Consider the following 24,631-nt stretch of genomic DNA (forward strand, 5'->3'; position numbering starts at 1 on the left):
GGTTCCATTAGCATAGAGGTAAGTGCATTCGGCTTTCTACCGAACGACAAGGGTTCGATTCCCTTATGGAATACAAATGATTTCGTAGCTCAAGTGGTTAGAGTGTCGGTCTGATACACCGAAGGTTGAAGGTTCGAGTCCTTCCGGAATTACAATGATTTTGTAGCTCAATGGCAGAGCACCGGTCTGTTAAACCGGAAGTTGAAAGTTCAAGTCTTTCCAGAATCGCAGGTAACTAATTGTTAATTGTTTCAGGAGAAAAAGTGAAAGTTTGTCGAGAGCAGAAGATCTTTACGCCAAACACGAAAAATAGAGACAGGCTTTTCTTCTCTCCAGATTCATTAAAAGTAGGAATATCATTTATAAATTTTTAGGTAAAATAAAGTTTGTCAAGCGCAGAAGTTCTTATATCAAACAAATGAAGACAGACTTTATTTTTTAATCTGATGGTTCGCCGAAGTGGAAGAGTCGGGGCGGTCTGCAACACCGTTGTGTAAACTGAGTGGGTTTGAATCCCATAACCATCTCAATGTAAAAACTATAGGAGATATAAGAATCTTTTATCATCTATAGCAAAGAATATCCTTTATTAATAAAAGAAAAAGGCTGTCGAGCGCAGAAGATCTTTACTCAAACATTCAATATAAAGACAGACCTTTTCTTTTTAAAAGGAAAAATGAGGAATTACTTATTACTCATAAAAATCCGGAAGTACGCCGAAGTTGGAGAGTCGGGGCAGACTGTAAATCTGTTGCTTCATTGCTGAGTAGGTTCGAATCCTACTATTTCCACCAACCATTGATAATGTAATGGCAGCATGCAGGAAATGTACTCTTGTTGTTTAGGTTCGATTCCTGGTCAGTGGCTTAATGCTCTATTCGTCTAACGGTGAGGACGCCTGCCTTTCGAGCAGAAAACAAGGGTTCGATTCCCTTATAGAGTACTGGATGTGAATAGCTGGTCAATATTGAATTGATATTAATACCATGAAAGTTCAGATTTTATTGAAAAAATTGGCCAGTTACCATTCACACAAAAAATGAAGAAAAGAGAAAAAAGGACTGTCGAGAGCAGAAGATCTTTAGTCAATAAAAACAGACAGCCTTTTACTTTTTTAAAACAAAATAGAATTAGGAAAAGAGAAAGGTTTGTCAAGCGTAGAAGATCTTTACAAACACTAACAGGCATAGTTTATCAACAGACAGAGCTTTCTCAAACCTAGCATGACATAAGTAATAAGCAATGAGTAATAATGAAAATAGAAAATATTACTAATTACCAATTACTCATTACTTATAAAAACCTGCGGGAATGGTGGAATGGTAGACACTCTTGATTTAGGATCAAGCTTTTGGGGGTTCGAATCCCTCTTCCCGTACCAAAAATATAAGCAATAAATAATGAGTAATGAGTAATAATGCCAGTCATAGATTTTCATATTACTCATTACTTATAAAATCCGGAAGAGTGGTGTAGAAGGTCTGCACATTAGTCTGAAAAACTAAAGGTACAGGTTCAATTCCTGTCTGTTCCGTAAAACATGAATGATAAGTAATAAGCAATGAGTAATCATTGATACCTGACTGATTTCTGATATTACTCATTACCAATTACTTATTACTCATGAAATTGATTCATAGTGTAATTGGCAGCACACAAGATTTTGATTCTTGGAGTTTAGGTTCGAGTCCTGATGAATTAACAGTATTTACTCTGATAGTGTAATGGCAGCATCTCAGTCTCCAAAACTGATGGTATCGGTTCGAGTCCGGTTCGGAGTGCAAAAAATGAATAGTCAATAGTGAATTTTGCTTTGCAAATGAATCTTTACAAATTGACAGTAAAACGAATTGACGATTCACAATTCACAAATTAATTTAAAACAAAATTTAAAACATGTAGAAAAAATGGAAACGCAACAACAAACATGGCAGAATATGAATGGAAAAATTTTCCAACACTCTATCACACAGCTGGTAGAAGAAGCCATCCTCCGCGAACAGGCCAACGGACATCGTCTGAAAGTATGTGTGGGATCAGACTCCCATGTATACGGAGATGCCATCAACTATGCTACAGCAGTAGTATTTATTCGTGAGGGAAAAGGAGCGTTTACCTTTATCAGAAAAGAAAGAGAAATACAGAGTATCAGTATCAAGGAGCGAATGCTGAATGAAGTCAACAAATCCGTTGAAATTGCATACGCGATCTGCTCTGTGTTGGATGCTTATGGTGTGGAAATGGAGGTACACGCAGATATTAATACCGATCCGGATTTTAAATCCAACGTAGCATTAAAAGATGCCATGGGATATATTCTCGGAATGGGGTATGTATTTAAAGCAAAACCTTTTGCTTTCGCCAGTTCCAACTGTGCTGATATGATGGTGTAATAAAGCAGGAAGCGGGAAGTAGGGAGATGGAAGCTTGATGAATTAATAAAATTTAAATCATGGAAAAAACAAAAAGATCACTATTTCTGGATGATATAAGATACCCGATTGAGGTCTATCATTATACGAAACAGGATATTTTCCTCAGAAGTGACTGGCATATTGTTCGGAATTACGAGCAGTTTGTTAACAGGATTTTGGAAAAAGGACTTCCGGAAATGATCTCTTTTGACCATGATTTGGCAGATGAGCATTATTTGAAACAGGATTCTCAGGAATTTGTTGAAAAAACAGGATACGACTGTGCCAAATGGCTGATAGAATATTGCATGGACAATGATCTGGACCTTCCGGAATTCCATTGCCACTCTATGAATCCGGTAGAAAAGGAAAATATCTTAAACCTGCTGCAAAACTTTAAAAAATTGTAATGAACATTTTTAGATTTATTGAAGATATAAAAACACATCTGAAACTCACATTTAGTGAAGTGGACAGATGGTTTGAAAAAGATAAAAAAACGTTGAATCATCAGCCTTCAAATGGAGGCTGGACGGTTCAGCAAATTTTAGAGCACATTTATCTTACGAATTTTTATCTGCTTATCCTTATCGAAAAAGGCTCAAAGAAAGCAATGAAGAATTCTTTGGATCTTGATCTGGAATCTGAAATAAAAAACTACAGTTTCAATAAAGAAAACTTTGACAAAGTAGGTGAATATGGTGCTTTTGAATGGATAAGACCAGAACATATGGAGCCGAAAGGAGAATTGAGTTTGAATGAAATCCGAAACTTAATTAACCAGCAATATCTTCAATGCTTACACTATCTTGAAGTAATGAAAAATGGGGAAGGACTCTTGTATAAAACGACAATGACAGTGAATGAACTGGGGAAAATTAATGTATATGAATATATTTATTTTCTTTCACTCCATGCCCAAAGACACATTACCCAGATGGGAAAAAACGAATCAGAAACGATTAAAAACTAAAACAAAATGATTTTCAAAACATATAACGCTATAGAAAATGCTTACCAGGCCCGCGTGATCGAACAGATCAGGATGCAGGGTTTTGGGGATGAGGTTTTCATCGTACAGGAAAAAGTTCACGGAGCTAATTTCTCTTTCTTTACCGACGGAAAGGAAATTAAAATCGCGAAGAGAACTGCTTTCATCGAAAAAGATGAGAAATTTTTCAATGCCCATCAGATGTTGGAACGCTACAGAAAAAATGTAATAGAAGTGTTTCAAAAAGTGAAAACCATCCATCCGGATGTTGAAACTGTAGTGATCTACGGTGAATTGTTCGGTGGTGGATACAAACATAAAGAAGTAGAACCTGTAAAAGATGCTGTGAAAGTACAGAAAGGTATTGAGTATGCACCTTACAACGAATTTTACGCTTTCGATATTAAACTGAATGGAATTACCTATTTGGATACAGAAGTGGTCAATCAGATTTTTGAAGAAACAGGATTTTTCTATGCTAAAATTTTGTTTCAGGGAAGTCTTGAAGAAGCTTTGAAATTCCCTAATGTTTTCAATTCAAAAATTCCGGCTTGGCTTGGGCTACCTGAATTGGAAGACAATAGGTGTGAAGGAACCATCGTAAAAACTTTGAAAACCAAATATTTTGGAAACGGAGCCAGAATTATTCTGAAAAATAAGAATGAAAAATGGGTAGAAAAGTCCAAAATGGTTAAAAAAGAGGCTAAAACTGTTCAGAAACAGATTCATTTCAGCGAAAAAGCTCAGGAGATCTGGGAAGAAATACAAAAATATGCTACAGTCAACAGATTGAATAATGTGGTGAGCAAAATCGGCGAATTCGAACCTAAAATGATAGGTAAGCTAATTGGTCTTTTTTCACAGGATATTTTAGAGGATTTCCAGAAAGACTTCCCGGCAGCTTTTGCAACTATTGAAAAAGAAGAGCAGAAAAGGATCAACAAAAAGTTGAATTCTCTAGTAATTGATTTTATAAAAGAAGAGTTGATGACTCTTAAAGTATAGTTTCGGTAAATTTTACCGAAACTTTTTTATGTATAATAAGTATCCATCAAAGTCAGAAGAACGAAAAACACTTCATTTTATTAAAAAAAATAGTACTAATGAAAGTGTGAAAAATTCCCATCCTTTGGAGGGGTGGCGAAAATTCAAAGAATTTTTGACGGGGTGGTTTAAAAAGAAAAAAACTATGTTACAGGCAGAAATAAAAAGTCTTTTAAAAGAAGACATCAGTATATTAATTAAAGTTCCGAACTCAGGAAAACATTATTTATGTGATTGTGGTGAAGCAAGTTTGCTGACTGTGAAAGAATTACAGTCTGTATCGGCAGTATTCATCAGTCATACCCATATTGATCACTTTTCAAATTTCGATGGAATTTTCAGACATCAGATCGGAAGTGGTGAGAAAGTAGTGATTGTCGGACCGAAAAATATCCATCTACAGGTTGAAGCAAGATTAAAATCTTACACATGGAATTTGATTGATGAAAAAGCCATCGAATATGAAATCCGTGAGATTATTTCAAAAGAAGAAATTAATGTTTACACCCTTCGTCCGCCACAATGGAATCTGGAATTGATCAACACTCAGAATTTCCTGTTTGAAGATAAACATGTCAACGTTGACTTTGCTATTCTGGATCACAAAACAGATTCTATTGCTTATTTGTTTAAAGAAAAAGACACGGTAAGCTTCAGTGAAAATGCTTCAGATTTCAAAAAAGGAAAGTGGATTGGTGAGCTGAAGACTGCATTTGAAAATAAGGATGCAGGGAAAGAGATTGAAATCGAAGGGAATGTTTACAAAGCAACAGAATTGTTCCACTTATTAACCCTTAATGAAGGTTACAAATTGGGTGTTATCATGGATCATGCAGTAGCCGAGGACAATTATGATAAAATAAAAACGGTTTTTGGAGAAGCGGATTTGGTGTATATAGAAACATTCTACAAGGACTCTGATCAGGAATTTGCAAAGATCAACTCTCACAGTTTTGCTTCAGCATCAGGAAAAATCATGAATGAATGTAAGGTGAAAGAAGCTATTCCGATTCACTTTTCGAGAAGATACACGGAAAGTGATCAGGAAGAAATAGAAACTGCTTTTTATAAAGCGTTTCGCAAGAATTAATTAAAAATATTTATTAAACAAAAACTACTAAGTTAAACATTGAATGTGTCATTGACTACGTCGAATCTACGATTTCTGACGAAGGAAGAATCTGTTTAAAGTACTAGAGATTCTTCATTCCCCTTCGTTTCATTCAGAATGACACTGGGAATTTTGTAGTTAAAAAAACAATTAAAAAAATGAAACCCAATATATTTTTTACAGCAGACCATCATTTTGGTCACGAGAATATTATAAAGTTTTCAGAGAGACCCTTTGAATCACTGGACCATATGAATGAAGAACTCATTAAAAGATGGAACGAGAAAGTTGAGCCCGGTGATACAGTCTACCATTTAGGAGACATGAGTTTAGGAAAACCGGATTTTACAAAAGAAATTTTAGATCGGTTACATGGTAATATTCATCTGATCAAGGGCAATCATGAAGGAGCTGCTTTAACGTATCCCAAACGATTTGCTTCCATCAGAGATTACCACGAACTCAGAATTGATGAATCGGATCAAAGTAATGGAAAACAGAAAATCATTCTTTTCCATTACGCCATGCGTACCTGGAATGGCTCACATCGCGGGGTCTGGCAATTATACGGCCATTCACACGGAACCTTGCCGGATGATGAAATGGCACTCAGTTTTGACGTTGGGGTAGATTGCCACAACTTTTATCCGGTTTCCTACGAGGAAGTCAAAGAAATAATGAAGAGGAAAAAATGGACGCCTCCATTTGCTCCCAGAAATTAACAATTAACGATGAAAATGAAGCTTGAGGATATGAGAAGTATAAACCTGATTAATTTCTAACCTCTGGCTTCTAATTTCTAAAAAATCATGAAAGCAACCAATGAGATGATAATCATCGATCTGGAAGCCACATGTTGGGAAAACGACAGAATTCCCATTGGGCAACAGGTCGATATTATAGAAATAGGAATTTGCAAATTAAACTTAACATCAAAAGCAATTTCCCAGAAACAAAGCATTTATGTAATTCCGGAACGGTCAGAAATCAACAGATTCTGTACACAATTGACCGGAATTACCCCGCAACTGATAGAAGAAAAAGGAATCTATTTCGAAGAAGCCTGTGAAATAATCAGGGATCAATACCATTCTGCACCGCTTACCTGGGCAGGATATGGAAACTTCGACGGAGAGCAGATCATAGAACAATGTGACTGGCTCGGGATAACCAATCCTTTTTCAGAAAACTATATGAATGTGATGCATGAATTTAAAAGACATTTTAAACTGCATAAACAAATAGGGCTTAAAAGAGCTTTACATTATTTGAATATGGATTTTGAAGGCACTCATCACAGCGGAGCAGACGATGCTTATAACACAGCCAGAATTTTAAGTAAGATTCTGTAAATAATAAATAGGCTGGAAGACTGATGATGGAGGCTGGAAGTAAATGAGACGTTATTAAAACTTCCTCCATCCCATATCATCCATGCTTTAACAATTAAATTTTAAACAAGTGAAAACAACAGAAAATATATTAATAGTAGACCTTGAAGCAACGTGTTGGGATAACCGCCCGCCAAGAGGTCAGGAAAGTGAGATTATCGAAATCGGGGTATGCATTATGAATGCAAAAACCGGTAAGATCTCTAAAAATGAAGGAATTTTAGTAAAACCCCAGTATTCAAAAGTAAGTCCGTTCTGTACGGAGTTGACTACTCTTACCCAAAATATGCTGGATCATGAAGGAATCATGCTGGATGATGCTTTCGATATCCTGAGAGCAGAATATGATTCGGAAGAACTGACTTGGGCGAGCTACGGAAACTACGATCTGAATATGCTTCAAAACCAGGCAAGAAGATTCTACACAGATTATCCAATGAGTGATGACCACATCAATGTGAAGACATTATTTGGTGAAATTCATCCTACGATCAGGAAAAGTGTCGGAATGAACAGAGCTTTGGGTGAATTGGGTATGACTTTAGAAGGTACTCACCACAGAGGAGTAGATGACGCCAAAAACATTGCAAAGATTCTGCATTGGTGCCTGAAGAATTATTAAATCATCTGAAATAAAGCAGATATTTAAAAAATGAAGACTGTCTCAAATGATGAGGCAGTCTTTTTATTATGCTATATCAGATATCCTGTTAGAAATAAAGTTGTGAAGTTCCACCGGAATAGAATGTCCCATCCCCTCAATAAGAAGCCATTCGGCATTGGGAATAGAATCCGCAATATCTTTTCCGCAATCAGGATGAAAGATCAGATCGTCTGTTCCATGGATGATCAGAGTAGGAACGGTTATTTTCTTCAGCACTTCAGAGTTATACTGAAAGGAACCCATGGCTAAAAGCTGCCGGATAATTCCGTTTTTGGTTCTGAAACGTATAAGTTCCTCTTCAAGCAAAGCTTTTTCCTGATTCGAATCAAAAATATATCCCGAACCCGATATTTTCTTTGCAAAACGGATCTTTTCTCTTAGATACTCTTCTTTCTGAAGAACAGGATCAGCAGATACCTGTGTCATCATAGCCATTACTTCCGGATCAGGCTTAGGAAGAGACGGATTCATAGAGGTCGACATAATGATCGTCAATGATAAAACTCTTTCAGGATAATAGGAACCTAAAAGCTGTGCAATAATTCCTCCCATGGAACGTCCAGCTATATGAGCCTTTTCAATATTTAGATGATTAAGAAGACCAATAACATCATTCGCCATATCCATCAAAGAATAAGAAATCCCTTCTTTACTGAGATTCTCGAAAATCTCTTCAATTCTTTTACCAGAAGGAATTTCTCTTTTTGCATTAAAAACAGAACTCCCCGAATCTCTGTTATCAAAACGAATCACCTTAAAGCCTTTTTCAACCAGAAGATTACAAAATGTAATATCCCAACGGATCATCTGACTTCCTAATCCGGGAATTAATACAATGACATCAGAATTTTTTTCGCCAAATACCTCATAGCATAATTCTACATCATTCATTTTGACTGTTTTCATTTAATCTTTTTTTACATTCAACAATACTTCTTCCAATGGTAAAAGTCTGGAATCTTCTACTGCGGCCATTCTATGACCCATAATTTTCATATAAGCTTCGTTCTTTTCAAAACCGAAAAAACCATTGACACTTTGTTGTCTGATTAAGAGACATAGATCCCAATATTCACTTTCAGGACCTATCAAAAACTGATCTCCTTTTCCGATAAATAAAATTTCTCCGCCACTTTCCTTTAAATAAGGTTCGGTTTCCCTGATATAGGTAAGATAGGCATCCCAACCACTTGTTTGCTCATTGGGTTTCAGATCCGGATATTCAGAATAATCTGCTTCCATCTTTAATCTGATAAGGTTAAGATTAATAATGGCCCCTTTTATATTTTTAGTAAACAGATGCTTTCCAGCTTCAAAAGTAGGAGATAAATATTTTTTTGACATCACTTTAATATAATTCTGTAGTTAGTCCGGAAATATAAGACTGTTCAGCCTTTTGAATCTCTTTACGATAGTTGATAAATTCGTTGTTCTGATCCGGAACAACGACTACAAACTCAAAAGTAAAAGAATCATTTCCTGATTCAGTCCATTCTTTCTGTAATTGTGGATGGGTAAATAGTCCTCCGTTTAAAAGAAATTTCATCTTATTCACCAGTGCTTCCAGATTTAAAGAAGCCTGAACATATTTTTTCCCGTTTGAAATGTTAGTAACAGCAAGTACTCCCATTGTTGTTGTATGGTCTTTTGCCTTTTCTCTTAGTTGTTTTTTTAATGCATTTTTCATCTTTTCATTATTGTATATTTCCTCCTAAATCAAATAAAAATTCATTGACCATGCGTAGAGATTTACCCTTTTTGGAAGAAAGAATTTCTTTAGTAATATTTTCAGCACTCAGCTTAGCCTCTTCAAATATCTTTTTACCGTTAGGAGTGATGACCACATAACTTACACGGGCATCTCTTTCATTGGTTTCTCTGGATACCAGTCCGATTTTTTCCAATGGATTCAATAATCGGGTAACTCCTGATGCTGTAAGACCTATTTTTTCAGCAAGATCTATTCTTCTCATTCTACTCTCAGTAGAAGAATAAAGTACATAAAGAATAACAAAGTCATTGAATCCCAGACCATGAACGCTCAGAGAATCAAATTTTCTGGCAATTACAGACTGTAGTTTATTGATGTTTATTAAAAATAATAATTCTGTGCTTATCATTGAAAAGTGTTTGAGTTATCAAGTATTTTATTTTGCAAATATATAAAATTTAGAGAATTACAATCCTGTTTTTATTATTTTAAAAAAAATTAACGTATTGGTAAGCTAACCTGATTTGTTATATGGTATCTTAAATTCTGGAATTAAGACACCAAATGTTGTGTAAATATCATGGTATAACGCTTTTAACCACTTTTTTATTAATATATCTTTAAACAGGGAATTGTTTTTATGTTACCAAAGGCTTTGATAGCTATTGTTTTAATTAACTTAATATTTGTTAAAAAAATCACTTTTATGGGATAATTTACTGTCTGTCAGTCATTTTTTTTTATTTTAGCCGATAAGAATGAGTTTATGCTTATTGATAAAGGTTTTCAGGTGAAAAATTTAAACTGTTGACGTATTGTAAAACAGGAAACGAGTACAAATAACAGAATTCCGGATATGACAAGACACCTGTTGACATTGTCAGTGAATTCTTTGATCGTTACATTCCTGATAATACTTCTTTTTTTAAATACTTCATTCAATTTTATCAAGGTGTTTATGATAATAATCTGATGAGAATTTTATATACGGTATCCTGTTTTTCAGACTCTGCTTTTACAGGGAAAAAATAGTAAAACTCATTAAGTGTTGTATATCAGTATTTTATTTAAATAGATGTTGTGTTTCCGAATGTTTGGATGAAACAGAATACCCTTCCCGGAAGAGGCTTTGTTTATTCTTGTTTTTGGGACTGTTTAATACTATCAAACGCTCTGTGGTACGGCTTTTGAAGCCTTATAAACAGGATGTTTTTGAATAATTTTAAAGAAATGAAGTTGGGAACAATAATCGGTAAAAAGGTAAGATTTGTATGGAATCAGATAAAAGGATTTATCCACAAAATTCCCAAACTTATCAGTCTGATTACCAGTTGTAATGTTGCTTCCGGAAAACTGCTGATACCCATTCTTTCAACAGTTGAAAAGACAGTTTTGAATGCTGAAAAGTTCTTTGGGCTTTATCATAAACTGTTAAAACCAAATCAGTCTGGGATGAAAAAAAATCTTGTCAGACAACCTAAAGAATGGAAAAAAATGAATAACCTGAAACAAATTTATACATCAAATTAAAGCACCATGAAAGAAAGACTTTATGAGATCCTTAATGAGGAAAAAATACATGAGATTATTCCCTTTCTAAAAGAGCTTAGTATTGAAGAAAGGAAAACACTGGTACCGTCTATAAAGAAAATGGACCGTGAGATCAGTAAAATTGTAATGACTAAAAACTCCTACCATACGGCAGGATCTGTGAATCAGCATTCCATTATAGATATTGCTTCATTTGTCTGCATGGACAAAAAGAATTTTGGTAAAAATTACTGGAGTCTTTTCCGTAATGCAGAACAAACTGATCAGATCCTGGAATGGGGATGCCCGGATTGGTTTTCAGACTTTATCAATGAATCAGTAGAAGCTGAATTTACAGCATTTAATTATAAAGATATTTTAGGATGGACAGAGAAAGGATATGTACAGCCTAAACCTGAATTGTTGGGACATCATCTGAGCAATTATCCGGCAGATCTTGACCGTCATCCTGAAACACTCAATACTCATTTTTGGTATTTGTGTGAATTTCCTTCCAAATCTTTGCCTTTCCGCAAAGAATGGTTTCCTATTGTTCAAAAGCTTATTACGGATAAGAAAATTGAAAGAAAAAGATTTCTGAAAGAGTGCCTTTTGGCTGCCAACAGGAATTTTAATAAAAATGTCACGGGTTGGTTTATGGATGCATTTACCTCATTAAAACCCATGGAAGAAGAATTATCCGATTTACAGGATGAACTACTTGCAGGGCTCGTTTCTTCACAGTCAAAAGCCGTGAATACAATATTATCCCACTTGAAAAAAATTGTGGGAACTTCAGAATTTAAGAATGAAGAATTTTCACATTATCTTCCGAATCTACTAAGCTCTGAGGTAAAAACAGTAGTGGTTTCCAGTCTGGGACTTACTGAAAAAATATTCCAGAGAAAGAAAATGGATCCGGATATGCTCGGAATGGCTTTAAGTACAGCATTTGTCAGTAAAGATGACGGCATACAGTCAAAAGCAGCAAAGATCATTCTTAAATACATTCCGGCTTCAGAAAATATGATAGAGGCACTTTCCCATTATTCAGATAATATACTGACCAATGTGCGCCCTCTTTTGGTAAAATATATTGAAGAGAAACAGCCGGAACTTGAGGCGATAGCTTCGGAAAAAAGAGTATTGACCTCAGACGAAAATGCAGTACAGGTACTTCAGAATTTTGAAGACCTGATGTTTTATCTTCCTTTGGCAATGGATGACCCTTACAGCTATCATTGTGATATTGCTTTGACAGGGTTTATCAAATTTGCCGGAGACGTGGATGCAGAATCTGTGAAACTGGTGGAACCTGTATTTTTGAAGGCTTGTAAAACCATTGCGAAATGGGAAGTTCCTTATCTGAATGTTTTACTGTGCAATGCAATCATCAATTATGGTTTGGCTTTGATGGAACAATATCCTGTTCAGCTAAAGAATCTGGAAAAAATATATCAGAAAACCAAAGAAGAAGAAGCTACTAGAGAGTCTTACTCCAATTATCAGAAAAAACTAGGCCCGATAGAAGATGTTGGGGCAGATTGCCCTGCAAGACAGGCCTTTAAAGATATTGCTATCTATGCAGTTGAAAAAATAAAATGCGGTGACAAACTTCCCTTGTTGTTTCCAATAACCCATGCACCATGCTGGATTTCTCCTGTTACTTTGGTAGAAAGGCTGGAGAGCTATCAGAACAGCAATATAGAGCCTCATCATCTGGATATTCAGCTGGCCTTGCAACGTTGTGCATTAGATGATACTTCAAAAGCTATTGCCGAAGCAGAGAAAAGATTAAAAGGTGAATATAAAGAATTACTGCTTTTCTTCTTGGGAAAAAATGAAAAGCCGGAAGGTAAGTTTATACACCCTTCGTGGTGGATGACAGCTGGAATTACCCGTTCACCGGAAACTGTTTTTGAGGAATTTAAAAATTTCGGATATGATAATATTCCTGCAGAATTCTTTTCAGGGGCTTATCAATGGAAAACCATTGACAATAAGAAAAACTCATATTATCCGGTAGAGCTCAATATTACGATTCCAAAATATCATCTTGAAAAAAGAAAAGAACCTTTATTCATGGAATATTTTGTTGCTGAGCAGAAAGAGCTTAACGAAATTCCTGCACTGATGCTTTGCTTCCCCAATACACCTGCAAACGCGCTGGCGAAGGTAATTAAATACTGCCTTTTCTATTCAGGAATTGCAGAAGTTTTTGAAAGAAGTCTTGTTCTGAACACTGCAAATAGGTTGTACCAGATCAAAAAACCTCTCGATGAAATTGGGTATCTGTTTCTTGGGACTATTTTCCTGGACAGTGATAAGACCATTCGTGGAACAGCTGCTGAAATTTGGCTTGAACATATTTCTTGCCAGATGATGGATAATGCAAGACTGGGAAGAGTGATTGGTCTGCACGAAAAATTAGAATGGGCACCGGTGAAGAGATTGACTGATCTTATGCAGCATCACATGCTTAATGTAAGTAAAAATCATAATGTGGCTCTTGAAGAATTGATTTTCAATATTCTGCTTCAAATGGAAGAACCTGTTACCAATCTGAAAAGAATTCTGGAAATCTATCATGAAGTATTGGCTTTGAACCATTCCTCAGTACATCAGGAAGTCGTTGAAAAATTAAACAGCTGGAAAGAAAACTCGAGTCTTAAAAAAATATGTAATCTTCTTCTGAAAAAATAGAACATGGAAGATACGCTGATTTACAACTATTCAGGAGCTTCCTCTTTAGTCAGGAGAGGAGCACTTGAAGAGTTATTTCTTGCTAAATACAGTGAGATTGACAAAAATACCGATGTTCCCTGTTTTTTCTGGGGAAATGTAGGACAACCCTTTATTTTAGCCCGATGTCTGATTACGCTTTCCAACATCGTGAAATCCAGTTTTAACCTGTCACCTTTTCAGATGGCACTTCTTAAAGATCCCATAGTAACGGCAGGAAATGAAAGACTAAGGTTTGAAGGTTTTTCTCATTGTGCAGGAGTGTATGCAAGAGTAGATGTGCTGCCTGAGGGATTGGATGGAGAGTTTCTTGAAAACGGTACAACGAATGTGGATTTCAATCAGCCTATGATAACGGCTTTGGGAAGCATCCGTCCGAATGAAAAAATTATGCTTTCTGTAGGACAAAAAGAAGTTGGGCTATACAAGGAGGAAAGTAAGGTCATAGAAAGAAAAGTGCCATTGCCTGTTAAATGGATCAAAGGACTGGGAACTGTTCAGGTGTATTTATCAGAATCAGAAAAGCGTCATACCTTCAATAAAATCCAGACACAGCAATTGTTCAGAGGAATGCCTAAAGGAGTGGTGAAGTCAGATTATTATTTAATTGTGAGAGGAAATAAACCTATTTTTTCTCCGGTAAAATCTGCAGATTCTGTTTGTATAGGTGGACTTCACAGATTGCGTCTATTAGAACCTCTTCTTCCTTATATTGATGGTTTGCAGGTTTTCGCACATGCTAATATGCAGTCTACAACATGGCAACTCAATATGGGAAATATCCGGTTCAGTTTTTCTTTATCGAGAGAATGCTGGAGAGGTTTTTCAGGTGAAGGTGCAGTGTTGGATAGCCTGATTTCAGATGTTCCTGATGAATGGATTGATGCGTTGGATAAATATGCCTTTGCCAATCAGACTTTTAATCCTGGCAGGCTTGCTTTGGAAGAGAATATCGGTTTTGACAAAGTTGAAAATAGTACTGGCAGGCTTGCTGCAATGGGATTACTGGGGTACGATCTTAATGACAGAGAATTTTTCTATCGTAGACTTCCTTTTAAATTAAGCCGTATTATCGGACTCAATCCCCGCATAAAAAATGCAGAAAAATTGATAGAAGACGGAAAAGTTGAAATTTTAAATAATAATAAAGAAAGAACAGAAGCCAGAGTAAAAGGAACCGGTGTACATCATACAGTAATCATTCAAGAAGAAAAAGAACGTTGTACCTGTGAGTGGTTCAGTAAATATCAGGGGGAAAGAGGTCCCTGTAAACATGTACTGGCAGTGAAAAAACTAATCAATGTTTAAATACTGCTGATGCTCATCTTATCATTTTGTTGACCAACACAAAGGCGCAACATCTTGCGCCACTGTGTTGTATTAACTTTTTATTAATTGCCAGTCTGATTCAGCCATTCTTCATAGCTAAGTACTCCCAATTCGGGTCTGCCTTCACCTTCTAAAATAGAAATAAATTCAAGCTGGTTTCCATCAGGATCATTAAAATAAATGGCCAGTGCAGGCATCCATGCAAATACCATAGGTTCAATACTTCCGTTTTTCAGAAAATTGTATGGTTTTAAATCCTTTTTTTCAAGAAACTCCACAGAATAATTCAAAATATCTTCTTTACTGCTGGAAAAAGCAAAATGTCTGTTCTGAAGATTCTCTTTTTGCTCCCATAACCCCAGCATAAATTCTTTTCCTTCTCCCACCCATAAAAAAGCAATAGGTCTGGTTTCATCTCTGTGAGCCAGTTTTAATCCTAATACTTTCGTGTAAAATTGTATTGCATTTTCCAGATTGCTCACCTGAACATGGGTTTCATATATTCCTTTAATCATAGTTTAATTTTAATAACAACAAAGCTAGAAAACTCTCATCTGAAAACTCTGCATCAGCGATTTCTTTAATGAAAATGAATGATAGAAGGATTTTATAATGATGAATTATAAATGATGAATGATGAATTCGATTGTATCGTCACAACATCTATGCTAATCTGTGGTTAAAATAATTTCAATATAACATTATTCAATAGAGGTGGGCTTTAGCCCGCCTTTCAAATTACCACCTTTCATTTGGCTTAGCCAAAACTTAAAATCTGCGTAATCCTGTATAATCTGCAAGAATCATTTTAAAAATAAAAAAAATCAAAGAAAAATTTTCTACGCAAAAAGATTGCGCAATACTGTTTTTACTTTGCATCAGAAATCAGAGAGGAAGTATCAACCTTCCCATGTTTAACAATAAAAACAGTAACCATGAAATTTAATTTTTTAAAAAAAGAAAATAAAAAAGTAGTACAGAACTACGAAGGTGCAAAAGCATATGCCATGACGCCTGCAGAAGAATTGTATAGTGCTGTTGTTACAACAGGACTGTCAGATGCCAACTATGAAAAAGGAAATGACAGATTGGCGAGAATCCAGTCTCTGATCAAAAAAAATGATCCTGAATTTGTGGCAAAGCTGGCCGTATATGCAAGAAAAGATATGTACCTGAGATCTCTCCCATTGGTTTTGACAACTGAATTGGCAAAGCAGACTTCGGGTACAGACCTTGTAAGCAAAACAGTAGATGGAGTCGTTCAGAGAGCAGATGAAATCACAGAATTGCTGGCGTATTACCAGCTTGCCAACAAAAGAACAGATACCAAGAAACTGAACAAACTGTCCAAACAGATTCAGAAAGGTCTGGTAAAATCCTTCAATAAGTTTGATGAATACCAGTTTGCAAAATACAACAGAAAAGCAGACGTAACGCTGAAAGATGCATTATTCCTGGTTCACCCGAAAGCTAAAGATGAAAATCAGCAGACAGTTTTCAACAAAATTGCTAACAATACACTGGAAACTCCTTATACATGGGAAGTGGAGCTTTCCGTTTTGGGTCAGACGAAATTTGCAAATGATGCAGAAAGAAAACTGGCTTTCAAAAATAAATGGGAAGAATTGATCTTCAGCAACAAACTGGGGTATATGGCAACCATGAGAAACCTGAGGAATATCCTGGAAGCTAAAGTATCATCTGATGCGATGAGCAAAGTGTGCAGATATCTTTCCGATGAAAGAGCCGTAACCAATTCAAAACAGCTACCATTCCGATTCCTGGCGGCTTACAGAGAATTAAAAAGCTTTGATTCTCCTTATCTGTCCTCAGTACTGGAAGCATTGGAAAATGCTGTTGTGGTAAGTGCCAGAAACATCAAAGGCTTTGGTTTTGAGACATCAGTGGTGATCGCTGCCGACGTGTCAGGTTCTATGCAGAAAGCAGTTTCCAGCAAAAGTAAAATTTTACTGTATGATATCGGTTTGCTGATGTCTATGATCTTGCAGTCACAGTGTAAAAATGTGGTAACGGGTATCTTCGGTGACCGTTGGCTGAGAGTTCCAATGCCGAAAAACGGTATTTTAAGGAATGTAGATGCATTCTACAAACGTGAAGGTGAAGTAGGATATTCCACCAATGGTTATCTGGTAATTGAAGATCTCATCAAAAGAAAAGAGCAGGTGGATAAAGTAATGCTTTTCACCGATACTCAGATGTGGGATAGCACAGGAAACAGAAACTCTTTTGAAGACGTGTGGAAAAAGTACAAAGCCATCGCGCCTCATGCAAAGCTGTATATTTTTGACCTTGCAGGTTATGGTACGCAGCCGCTTGATATCAGAAAGGATGATGTACACCTTATTGCAGGTTGGTCAGACAAAATTTTCGATGTATTGAATGCTTTGGAAGACAAAAAATCTGCAGTGAAAATGATTCAAAAAGTAGTGCTGTAACAGGCACTGCTTTTAAAATATAGAATAAAACAATCAATATATTCAGGAGCTTAATCCCGCTTTCCACTTTATCTTTTTCGCCAAAGCTTTCTTCAAGCCATTCAGAAAAAGGATGCCGTTGCAATCGGGGCTAGGAATGATAATTATAAGTTATGAATTATGAATTATGAATTATTCTTTATAATGGAATAATAGCTCTTTGTAAAACCTAACAGAATGTATGTGAAAAAGAATAATAAAAAGTCGAAATCTCCTGTGATGACAACGATGGAAATATGACATAGGAAACGGAGGCGTTAAGAAAATAAGCTATACGAACGTTAAGAAAATTCTACTGTCTGAAGCGCGACACAGAAAGTGAAACGAAGAAGAAATAGCAAATTCGCGCAAGTTTTAGAATTTTTAGAAAGTGTAGGTTATTTTTAGCCGGAGTTTCCAGGTCTTGAACTTTTGGTTCTTTTGCTTCAAGGCAAAACGAACAAATATTCAAATAAAAATCAACTACGTAAAAAGATTGCGTACTCACAATATAATTTTGCAGTGTTAATAATACTGGTGTCGTTAGAAAGACCTCCTTCGATTCCAAACTGACAGAGTCTTTCACCAGATTGCCCGGTAGCTAACCAATGCCGTTGATAAGAGTTTCATCGTCAACTTTCAATTGAACATCAACTGCTCTTATAATTCATTGCTTGGTTTTTAATAAAAAATAACTGCGTAAAAAGAAAACTAATAACTATGAATAATTAAAATCAGGTGTCGTTTTGGAATCGTACTTCGAATCCCCCGTCAGATGTAGGTTCAATTCCTGCCATTCCTGTTGTAAACGGAATGTAGTTCAAAAGAAAGAATAGATGGCATAGAAAGATTCCGCTGCTTTTACCCTGATGCTATAAAAGAGTGCCGTAGAGAAGACCTGCTTCGGTTTAATTTGGTTCGACTCCAGAAGGTCATGAAAGTGATCTTGTACAAGTCTTTTCGAATCTTGCCTCTTTTATTTAAATCACATCAATGAAAAGATAATAAAAGGCCAGAATTTCCATCAATGACAACGATAGAAATATGACATAGGAAACGGAGGCGTTAAGAAAATAAGCTATACGAACGTTAAGAAAATTCTACTGTCTGAAGCGCGACACAGAAAGTGAAACGAAGAAGGAATAGTAAATTTGCGCAAGTTTTAGAATTTTTAGAAAGTGTAGGTTATTTTTAGCCGGAGTTTCCAGGTCTTGAACTTTTGGTTCTTTTGCTTCAAGGCAAAACGAACAAATATTCAAATAAAAATCAACTACGTAAAAAGATTGCGTACTCACAATATAATTTTGCAGTGTTAATAATACTGGTGCCGTTAGAAAGACCTCCTTCGATTCCAAACTGACAGAGTCTTTCACCAGATTGCCCGGTAGCTAGCCAATGCCGTTAATAAGAGTTTCATCGTCAACTTTCAATTGAACATCAACTACTCTTATAATTCATTGCTTGGTTTTTAATAAAAAAACAACTGCGTAAATAGAATGCGCAGTAGGAATATAATTTTGTAGAAAGAAAACTAATAACTATGAATAATTATAAATCAGATCTAAAAGGAGCAGTGTATTGAGGTTAATACTCAATACTTATGAAAAAAGCTAAAACATTAAGACAAAAATTCGGATTCAATGAATATGGATTAATTGACTTTCCAAAGAAAATTTCAGGCGTACAGATCTCAAGATTGATGTACGGGGATGATATGGGTTGTTCATATTGTTTTCCACACGGTGTTGAAGTGGTGAATGCAAGGTATACAAAGTTCCAACGAAACTGGAAGAAATACAGAAAAACCCAATGGAAAAATTAAAATCAGGTGTCGTTTTGGAATCGTACTTCGAATCCCCCGTCAGATGTAGGTTCAATTCCTGCCATTCCTGTTGTAAACGGAATGTAGTTCAAAAGAAAGAATAGATGGCATAGAAAGATTCCGCTGCTTTTACCCTGATGCTATAAAAGAGTGCCGTAGAGAAGACCTACTTCGGTTTAATTTGGTTCGACTCCAGAAGGTCATGAAAGTGATCTTGTACAAGTCTTTTCGAATCTTGCCTCTTTTATTTAAATCACATCAATGAAAAGATAATAAAAGGCCAGAATTTCCATCAATGACAACTATGGAAATATGACATAGGAAACGGAGGCGTTAAGAAAATAAGCTATACGAACGTTAAGAAAATTCTACTGTCTGAAGCGCGACACAGAAAGTGAAACGAAGAAGGAATAGTAAATTTGCACAAGTTTTAGAATTTTTAGAGCGTGTAGATTATTTTTAGCCGGAGTTTCCAGGTCTTGAACTTTTGGTTCTTTTGCTTCAAGGCAAAACGAACAAATATTTAAATAAAAATCAACTACGTAAAAAGATTGCGTACTCACAATATAATTTTGCAGTGTTAATAATACTGGTGCCGTTAGAAAGACCTCCTTCGATTCCAAACTGACAGAGTCTTTCACCAGATTGCCCGGTAGCTAACCAATGCCGTTAATAAGAGTTTCATCGTCAACTTTCAATTGAACATCAACTACTCTTATAATTCATTGCTTGGTTTTAATAAAAAATAACTGCGTAAAAAGAAAACTAATAACTATGAATAATTAAAATCAAGTGTCGTCTTAGAATCATACTTCGAGATTGAGTAAACATTGGGTCGCAGGTTCGAATCCTGCCTTCTCCCTCGAAAAGGAGAGGTAGCTCAGCTGGTAGAGCAAATGCACGGAAGATTCTGAAAAATATTACCTTGATTTGTAAAAGAGTGCCGTAGAGAAGGCCTGCTTCGGTTTAATTTGGTTCGACTCCAGAAGGTCATGAAAGTGATCTTGTACAAGTCTTTTCGAATCTTGCCTCTTTTTTATTTTAAAATGAATAACCATGCATATACCAAGTAATCTGACTGAATTTTTATACTGGGTCAAAGAACGCACAGAAAAATTGTGGTCTGTAGATGATGAAAATTGTCCTAAAGGATTTTACGGAGCTAAATGGCAAGGGCTTTCTGAAGAACAGATTGATCAGGTTGAAAGAAAATATGAGGTGAGCTTTACGTCTGAACATAAAGAATTTTTAAAGATTCTTCATGCAATTGACAAAAAAGAAATTGTTGAATACGAAGATGAAGGGAAACTGATTGCAGAAGAATGTACTTTCTTTTATAATTGGTTAGAGAATGAAACAGAAATTATCAGTCAGATAAATTCTTTTTACAAATGGATGTGGGATGATATTATAAGTGTCAATCATGTTTGGTTGAAATCCTGGGGAATAAAGCCTAAATCTTTGGAGAGAAAAAAAGAAATTTTTGACGAATGGTTTTCAAAACTTCCTCAATTATTGCCTGTCAGGGATTCAGCTTGTGTTGTAGAAAACAACAATTTAAAATGGAATCCTGTAGTAAGCGTTAGGGGTTCGGACGTTGTCATTCTGGGTTGGGATTTCAGAACTTACTTACTATATGAACTAAGAGATCATCTTGATATTTATACAGATGTATATGATGAAGAAGATAAGAGGTTTTATCCGGAACTTATTGATGAGGTACAACAAATATTCAATGAAAATTTTAAGTATGATGAAACCAAAGACATTCCTTATCTGAAAGAAATAATTCTCTATTGGTCCTCCGGATGGAGTGGGTTTGGTTTAAGCTATTATTCTGAAGATGCCAGAATTCATCCTATTGTCAAAACATATATTGCTGAAGAAGAAAAATAAAAACAAACAAGTGCCGTAGAAAAATGTTACTTCACTCATCACGACGGGGTCACGGGTTCGAATCCCGTCTCTTCCACAACAAAAAAACACGGTCTATATAGGAAGAGTAGCTCAGTTGGTTAGAGCACGACTACATTATTCGTTTTTTGCCTTGTTTTATCATACAAGAAGCCGGAAGTGGGACGTTGAAAGATCTTTGTATCATAATTTTCTATAAAGTCAGATAGATTATCAGGCTTTAATCCCTTTCTTCTGCCCACTTCCAGCTTCTTTATATTACCATTTTGAAGTGTCGTTAGGAAAAAATTCATCGTAACACAATTATGGGAGGAATAGCGAAGCCGGTCACTCCGGCAAGGTTATCCGGTTCGACTCCGGCACACGTTTAGCCCGGTTTTTTCCTTACTATTACCTTTAAAAAAAATGCCAGTAGATTACTTACCGGCATTTTTCATTGTATTTTCAAGCTCTTCTTCAAACATTCCTTTCCATTTTGAAAGCGTTGTTCGGCTTATTTTATATTTTCGTGACATATAACTCGTAGAATGACCATGCTTTTTTTGATACTGAAGCAGTTTTAGCATAGTCTGCCTGTCATAGGTTTTGAGTTTTTGATTTTCTCTGGATTGCTTGAACAGTTTTTCATTGAACTTAAGAACATCTTCACTTGTATGAAGCTTTTCAAGAAGGTCTTTAACTTTTGGATCTTTAAGCTTTTCGGGATATTCCATCCTCAGCATATCCTGGTAAATTTTTTTGTAATTAGGGCGCATTTTTATCTGTTTATCCGTTTGAGTTATCACTCTTCTGAAGCCATCTGTGGAGAGTGCTTTTCGGAATAGAATATTCTTTAATAACTTCACTTTGAGTCATTTCACCGGAAAGAATTCTTTTCATAATAAAGTCTTTGATTTCCTGTGTATAAATATTTTTCCTGAAATAAGGCGTTTTTTCGGACTTCTGCTGGTTTTTATTAATGGCAGAAGGAGGAGCGTATAAAATCAAATGTGAACTGTAAAGTCTGAAAAAATCATATTCCAGCAATTTGCTCCATCTTAAAAGAAGATCCGTATCCATTGATCTGCTGTCATACATCATTTCGACAGCCTCTTCATCTTTACTTAAAAATTTACATATTCTCTCTACTGTAATTTCATTTTCATCAACTCTTTCCTTAATGAATTTCCCAATATGGATTTCTTTATATAACATTTTTACTAAATATTGTTCTTTTGTTTAAACTTATATATAAAAAAACGAGAATAGGTGATATATATTATCTTTGACGGTAGGAAATAATTCACAGAAATTTGAAATTGATAAAGAATAAAAATTATGATTAAGAATATTAAAATAGCTTTCATAAGACGATTTATCTTATAAAATAAATTTGAATTTTGCCAAATAGCTTAAAAACAGGTGGGTAGGGATCACCTTAATGTACTTGGATTATATTCTTTATTTTCAATGGTTTCCTCTTCTTCTCTTTCAAACTTCTTTTCCTGCCATTTGTGTGAAATAATATATAACCTATTAAGGTTTTATACAATTCTATGAGTTGAAGCTGTGGATAGATTGATAAACAGCTTTTTACTCGTTGAATTTTTAATTAGTACCAAATAATTGCTTATTCGCTTTCAAATGTAGACAAAAATAAGAAGTAAAAACAATCATAAATATAAAAATTACACCTTATGTGTTTATTTTAATTAAAATTAACATATTATAAGAACTGATGTGTAAATTATTTAAATTAACAGATTTGTTCATGAGAAAATCATAAAAAGAAAAAATTGTATACCATCGCGACAGTCCATACCTTTGTCAATCAATGAAAAATACTATAAGCTTATTCGACTTTTCGAAAAAAATCAATTATAAAAATGAACTACTGGCTGGCTTTACGGTAGCGATGACAATGATTCCTGAATCTCTTTCATTTGCTATCCTGGCAGGTATTTCTCCGCTTACCGGTCTTTATGCAGCTTTTATGATGGGACTTGTAACAGCCGTTTTGGGAGGCCGTCCGGGAATGGTTTCCGGTGGGGCAGGAGCAACCATCGTTGTGTTGATTGCTCTTATACAATCTCATGGGATAGAATATCTTTTTGCCACTGTAGCACTTGCCGGAATCCTTCAGATGATGGTAGGTATTTTTAAACTGGGAAAATTTGTAAGACTGATTCCGCAACCCGTTATGTATGGATTCCTGAACGGATTGGCTATTATTATTTTCATGGCCCAGGTAGAGCAGTTCAAAATAACCGATAGTAGTGGTACGGTAAATTGGCTGCAGGGAATGCCTTTATACATCATGGCCGGCTTAACGGCTCTTACAATTGCCATTGTTTATTTTTTTCCAAAAATCACAAAAGTTGTTCCGGCCTCTCTTGTTGCCATTATCATTGTCTTTGCTGTGGTTCTTGGATTTAATATTCCAACAAAAACGGTAGCAGATATTGCCCATATCAGTGGAAATCTTCCTAGTTTCCATATCCCACAGATTCCTTTTTCTCTGGAAACGTTACAGATTATTTTTCCTTATGCCTTAATTATGGCTGGAGTAGGTCTTATTGAGTCTCTTCTGACATTATCTATGGTGGATGAAATTACGAATACGAAAGGGAGTGCCAATAAAGAATCCGTAGCTCAGGGATTGGCTAATATTACCAATGGTTTCTTTGGAGGAATGGGAGGCTGTGCAATGGTAGCACAAACTCTGGTGAATCTCAATGCAGGTTCCAGAGCCAGATTATCCGGGATAATAGCATCATTGTTAATTTTAATAATAATTCTGTGTGGAGCACCTGTCATAGAGAAAATTCCTATGGCTGCTTTAGTAGGAGTGATGATGATGGTAGCCATCAGTACTTTCCAGTGGGTATCCATCAGGATTGTGAATAAAATGCCGAAATCCGATATTTTTGTTGGAGTAACTGTAGCTCTGATCACTGTCGTTTTACATAATCTGGCTTTAGCAGTTTTGATTGGAGTGATCATTTCGGCATTGGTTTTTGCCTGGGATAATGCTAAAAGAATCAGAGCAAGAAAACATGTGGATGAAAATGGAGTGAAGTACTACGAAATATACGGACCTTTATTTTTTGGTTCAGTAACAGCGTTTACGGATAAATTTGATCCCATGAATGATCCGGATCAGGTGGTTATTGATTTTAAAGAAAGTAGGATTGTAGATATGAGTGCTATAGATGCTCTGGATAAATTATCCAAACGCTATAAACAATATCATAAAACCTTACATCTGCGTCATCTCAGTGAGGACTGTCGTAAAATACTTAAAAATGCAGAAGCTGTAGTGGAAGTCAATATTCAGGATGATCCTACGTATAAGGTAATGCCGGAAAAATAGGAGAGGAGTCAATAAGTGAATTTTGCTTCGCAAGTGAATAGTGAATTTTTGTAGTCAGGAAAAAATTGACAAGCGTAGCGAATTGACGATTGACCTTTCACTATTTCATAGTCAATAAGTGAATTTTGCTTTGCAAGTGAAT

The 24,631-nt window shown here is 35.7% G+C and carries 22 protein-coding genes and 9 tRNA genes; 24 read left to right on the forward strand and 7 right to left on the reverse strand.

What is annotated here, in order from left to right:
- Position 1 precedes the first annotated feature (1 nt).
- The 17 genes from ACKTTZ_RS12465 to ACKTTZ_RS12545 all read left to right on the forward strand — a co-directional run bounded on the left by ACKTTZ_RS12465 (position 2) and on the right by ACKTTZ_RS12545 (position 7,573).
- Positions 2–73 (forward strand) — tRNA-Glu (locus ACKTTZ_RS12465).
- A gap of 5 nt (positions 74–78) precedes the next feature.
- Positions 79–152: transfer RNA gene (locus ACKTTZ_RS12470), tRNA-Ile, on the forward strand.
- Positions 153–156: 4 nt separating this feature from the next.
- A tRNA-Asn gene (locus ACKTTZ_RS12475) sits at positions 157–228 on the forward strand.
- A 479-nt stretch (positions 229–707) separates the two neighbouring features.
- Positions 708–794 (forward strand) — tRNA-Tyr (locus tag ACKTTZ_RS12480).
- Between the two features lie 77 nt (positions 795–871).
- A tRNA-Glu gene (locus ACKTTZ_RS12485) sits at positions 872–943 on the forward strand.
- A 362-nt stretch (positions 944–1,305) separates the two neighbouring features.
- Positions 1,306–1,381, forward strand: a tRNA-Leu gene (locus tag ACKTTZ_RS12490).
- A gap of 80 nt (positions 1,382–1,461) precedes the next feature.
- Positions 1,462–1,534: transfer RNA gene (locus tag ACKTTZ_RS12495), tRNA-Phe, on the forward strand.
- Between the two features lie 96 nt (positions 1,535–1,630).
- Positions 1,631–1,702: transfer RNA gene (locus tag ACKTTZ_RS12500), tRNA-Gln, on the forward strand.
- An 8-nt stretch (positions 1,703–1,710) separates the two neighbouring features.
- Positions 1,711–1,781, forward strand: a tRNA-Trp gene (locus ACKTTZ_RS12505).
- Positions 1,782–1,907: 126 nt separating this feature from the next.
- Positions 1,908–2,393 (forward strand): ribonuclease H-like YkuK family protein, encoded by a 486-nt coding sequence (locus ACKTTZ_RS12510; protein WP_034693776.1) that lies wholly within the window; start codon positions 1,908–1,910, stop codon positions 2,391–2,393.
- A 59-nt stretch (positions 2,394–2,452) separates the two neighbouring features.
- The gene (locus ACKTTZ_RS12515; protein WP_407849078.1) at positions 2,453–2,824 is read left to right on the forward strand and encodes a cyclic-phosphate processing receiver domain-containing protein; all 372 of its coding nucleotides are present in this window, start codon (positions 2,453–2,455) and stop codon (positions 2,822–2,824) included.
- On the forward strand, positions 2,824–3,387 hold the full coding sequence (locus ACKTTZ_RS12520) for a DinB family protein (RefSeq protein WP_407849080.1): 564 nt from the start codon (positions 2,824–2,826) through the stop codon (positions 3,385–3,387). Before ACKTTZ_RS12515 ends, ACKTTZ_RS12520 begins: the two co-directional genes overlap by 1 nt.
- A 6-nt stretch (positions 3,388–3,393) precedes the next feature.
- On the forward strand, positions 3,394–4,410 hold the full coding sequence (locus ACKTTZ_RS12525) for an RNA ligase, Rnl2 family (protein WP_407849082.1): 1,017 nt from the start codon (positions 3,394–3,396) through the stop codon (positions 4,408–4,410).
- 184 nt (positions 4,411–4,594) lie between these two features.
- Positions 4,595–5,539 (forward strand): peptidase, encoded by a 945-nt coding sequence (locus ACKTTZ_RS12530; protein ID WP_407849084.1) that lies wholly within the window; start codon positions 4,595–4,597, stop codon positions 5,537–5,539.
- Between the two features lie 179 nt (positions 5,540–5,718).
- On the forward strand, positions 5,719–6,282 hold the full coding sequence (locus tag ACKTTZ_RS12535; protein WP_034693532.1) for a metallophosphoesterase family protein: 564 nt from the start codon (positions 5,719–5,721) through the stop codon (positions 6,280–6,282).
- An 87-nt stretch (positions 6,283–6,369) separates the two neighbouring features.
- Positions 6,370–6,912 carry an exonuclease domain-containing protein gene (locus ACKTTZ_RS12540; protein WP_407849086.1) on the forward strand — a complete coding sequence of 181 codons (543 nt, stop codon included), beginning with the start codon at positions 6,370–6,372 and terminating at the stop codon, positions 6,910–6,912.
- Between the two features lie 109 nt (positions 6,913–7,021).
- Complete coding sequence (locus ACKTTZ_RS12545) at positions 7,022–7,573, forward strand: exonuclease domain-containing protein (RefSeq protein WP_407849088.1); 552 nt, start codon at positions 7,022–7,024, stop codon at positions 7,571–7,573.
- Positions 7,574–7,639: 66 nt separating this feature from the next.
- Here the strand turns inward: ACKTTZ_RS12545 and ACKTTZ_RS12550 are convergent, their stop codons facing one another.
- From ACKTTZ_RS12550 to ACKTTZ_RS12565, 4 genes are read right to left on the reverse strand one after another with little or no spacing between them, the layout of a single operon-like run.
- Positions 7,640–8,521, reverse strand: a complete 882-nt coding sequence (locus ACKTTZ_RS12550; protein ID WP_407849090.1) for an alpha/beta fold hydrolase — start codon at positions 8,519–8,521, stop codon at positions 7,640–7,642.
- Positions 8,522–8,959 carry a DUF1330 domain-containing protein gene (locus ACKTTZ_RS12555; RefSeq protein ID WP_407849092.1) on the reverse strand — a complete coding sequence of 146 codons (438 nt, stop codon included), beginning with the start codon at positions 8,957–8,959 and terminating at the stop codon, positions 8,522–8,524. It abuts the gene before it with no gap.
- 4 nt (positions 8,960–8,963) lie between these two features.
- The gene (locus ACKTTZ_RS12560) at positions 8,964–9,302 is read right to left on the reverse strand and encodes a GIY-YIG nuclease family protein (protein ID WP_034693547.1); all 339 of its coding nucleotides are present in this window, start codon (positions 9,300–9,302) and stop codon (positions 8,964–8,966) included.
- A gap of 7 nt (positions 9,303–9,309) precedes the next feature.
- On the reverse strand, positions 9,310–9,735 hold the full coding sequence (locus ACKTTZ_RS12565) for a MarR family winged helix-turn-helix transcriptional regulator (protein WP_407849094.1): 426 nt from the start codon (positions 9,733–9,735) through the stop codon (positions 9,310–9,312).
- Between the two features lie 803 nt (positions 9,736–10,538).
- Between ACKTTZ_RS12565 and ACKTTZ_RS12570 the strand changes: the two genes are divergently transcribed.
- From ACKTTZ_RS12570 to ACKTTZ_RS12580, 3 genes are read left to right on the forward strand one after another with little or no spacing between them, the layout of a single operon-like run.
- A complete protein-coding gene (locus tag ACKTTZ_RS12570; RefSeq protein WP_156106396.1) occupies positions 10,539–10,856 on the forward strand; it encodes a DUF6493 family protein in 318 nt (105 codons plus the stop codon).
- Between the two features lie 6 nt (positions 10,857–10,862).
- Positions 10,863–13,559: a DUF6493 family protein gene (locus tag ACKTTZ_RS12575; RefSeq protein WP_407849096.1), complete on the forward strand. Its 2,697-nt coding sequence runs from the start codon at positions 10,863–10,865 to the stop codon at positions 13,557–13,559.
- 3 nt (positions 13,560–13,562) lie between these two features.
- On the forward strand, positions 13,563–14,906 hold the full coding sequence (locus ACKTTZ_RS12580; RefSeq protein ID WP_253316239.1) for an SWIM zinc finger family protein: 1,344 nt from the start codon (positions 13,563–13,565) through the stop codon (positions 14,904–14,906).
- Between the two features lie 83 nt (positions 14,907–14,989).
- Here the strand turns inward: ACKTTZ_RS12580 and ACKTTZ_RS12585 are convergent, their stop codons facing one another.
- Positions 14,990–15,442: a VOC family protein gene (locus ACKTTZ_RS12585; RefSeq protein ID WP_407849098.1), complete on the reverse strand. Its 453-nt coding sequence runs from the start codon at positions 15,440–15,442 to the stop codon at positions 14,990–14,992.
- 420 nt (positions 15,443–15,862) lie between these two features.
- On the opposite strand from ACKTTZ_RS12585, the gene ACKTTZ_RS12590 reads away from it, so the two are divergent.
- From ACKTTZ_RS12590 to ACKTTZ_RS12600, 3 genes are all read left to right on the forward strand, one after another.
- Positions 15,863–17,383, forward strand: a complete 1,521-nt coding sequence (locus ACKTTZ_RS12590) for a TROVE domain-containing protein (RefSeq protein ID WP_034693563.1) — start codon at positions 15,863–15,865, stop codon at positions 17,381–17,383.
- Positions 17,384–19,001: 1,618 nt separating this feature from the next.
- Entirely contained in the window at positions 19,002–19,223 is a 222-nt protein-coding gene (locus ACKTTZ_RS12595; protein ID WP_253318251.1) for a phosphate ABC transporter substrate-binding protein, read from the forward strand.
- A 1,056-nt stretch (positions 19,224–20,279) separates the two neighbouring features.
- Entirely contained in the window at positions 20,280–21,119 is an 840-nt protein-coding gene (locus ACKTTZ_RS12600; protein WP_034693565.1) for a hypothetical protein, read from the forward strand.
- 434 nt (positions 21,120–21,553) lie between these two features.
- Here ACKTTZ_RS12600 and ACKTTZ_RS12605 read toward each other — a convergent pair whose 3' ends face one another.
- A complete protein-coding gene (locus tag ACKTTZ_RS12605; protein WP_253316929.1) occupies positions 21,554–21,859 on the reverse strand; it encodes a helix-turn-helix domain-containing protein in 306 nt (101 codons plus the stop codon).
- A 43-nt stretch (positions 21,860–21,902) separates the two neighbouring features.
- On the reverse strand, positions 21,903–22,331 hold the full coding sequence (locus tag ACKTTZ_RS12610) for a transposase (protein ID WP_034693572.1): 429 nt from the start codon (positions 22,329–22,331) through the stop codon (positions 21,903–21,905).
- Between the two features lie 619 nt (positions 22,332–22,950).
- Between ACKTTZ_RS12610 and ACKTTZ_RS12615 the strand changes: the two genes are divergently transcribed.
- Positions 22,951–24,489, forward strand: a complete 1,539-nt coding sequence (locus tag ACKTTZ_RS12615; RefSeq protein WP_253316928.1) for a SulP family inorganic anion transporter — start codon at positions 22,951–22,953, stop codon at positions 24,487–24,489.
- Positions 24,490–24,631: the final 142 nt, after the last annotated feature.

This window comes from Chryseobacterium sp. KCF3-3 (assembly GCF_045865955.1).
GTDB lineage: Bacteria > Bacteroidota > Bacteroidia > Flavobacteriales > Weeksellaceae > Chryseobacterium.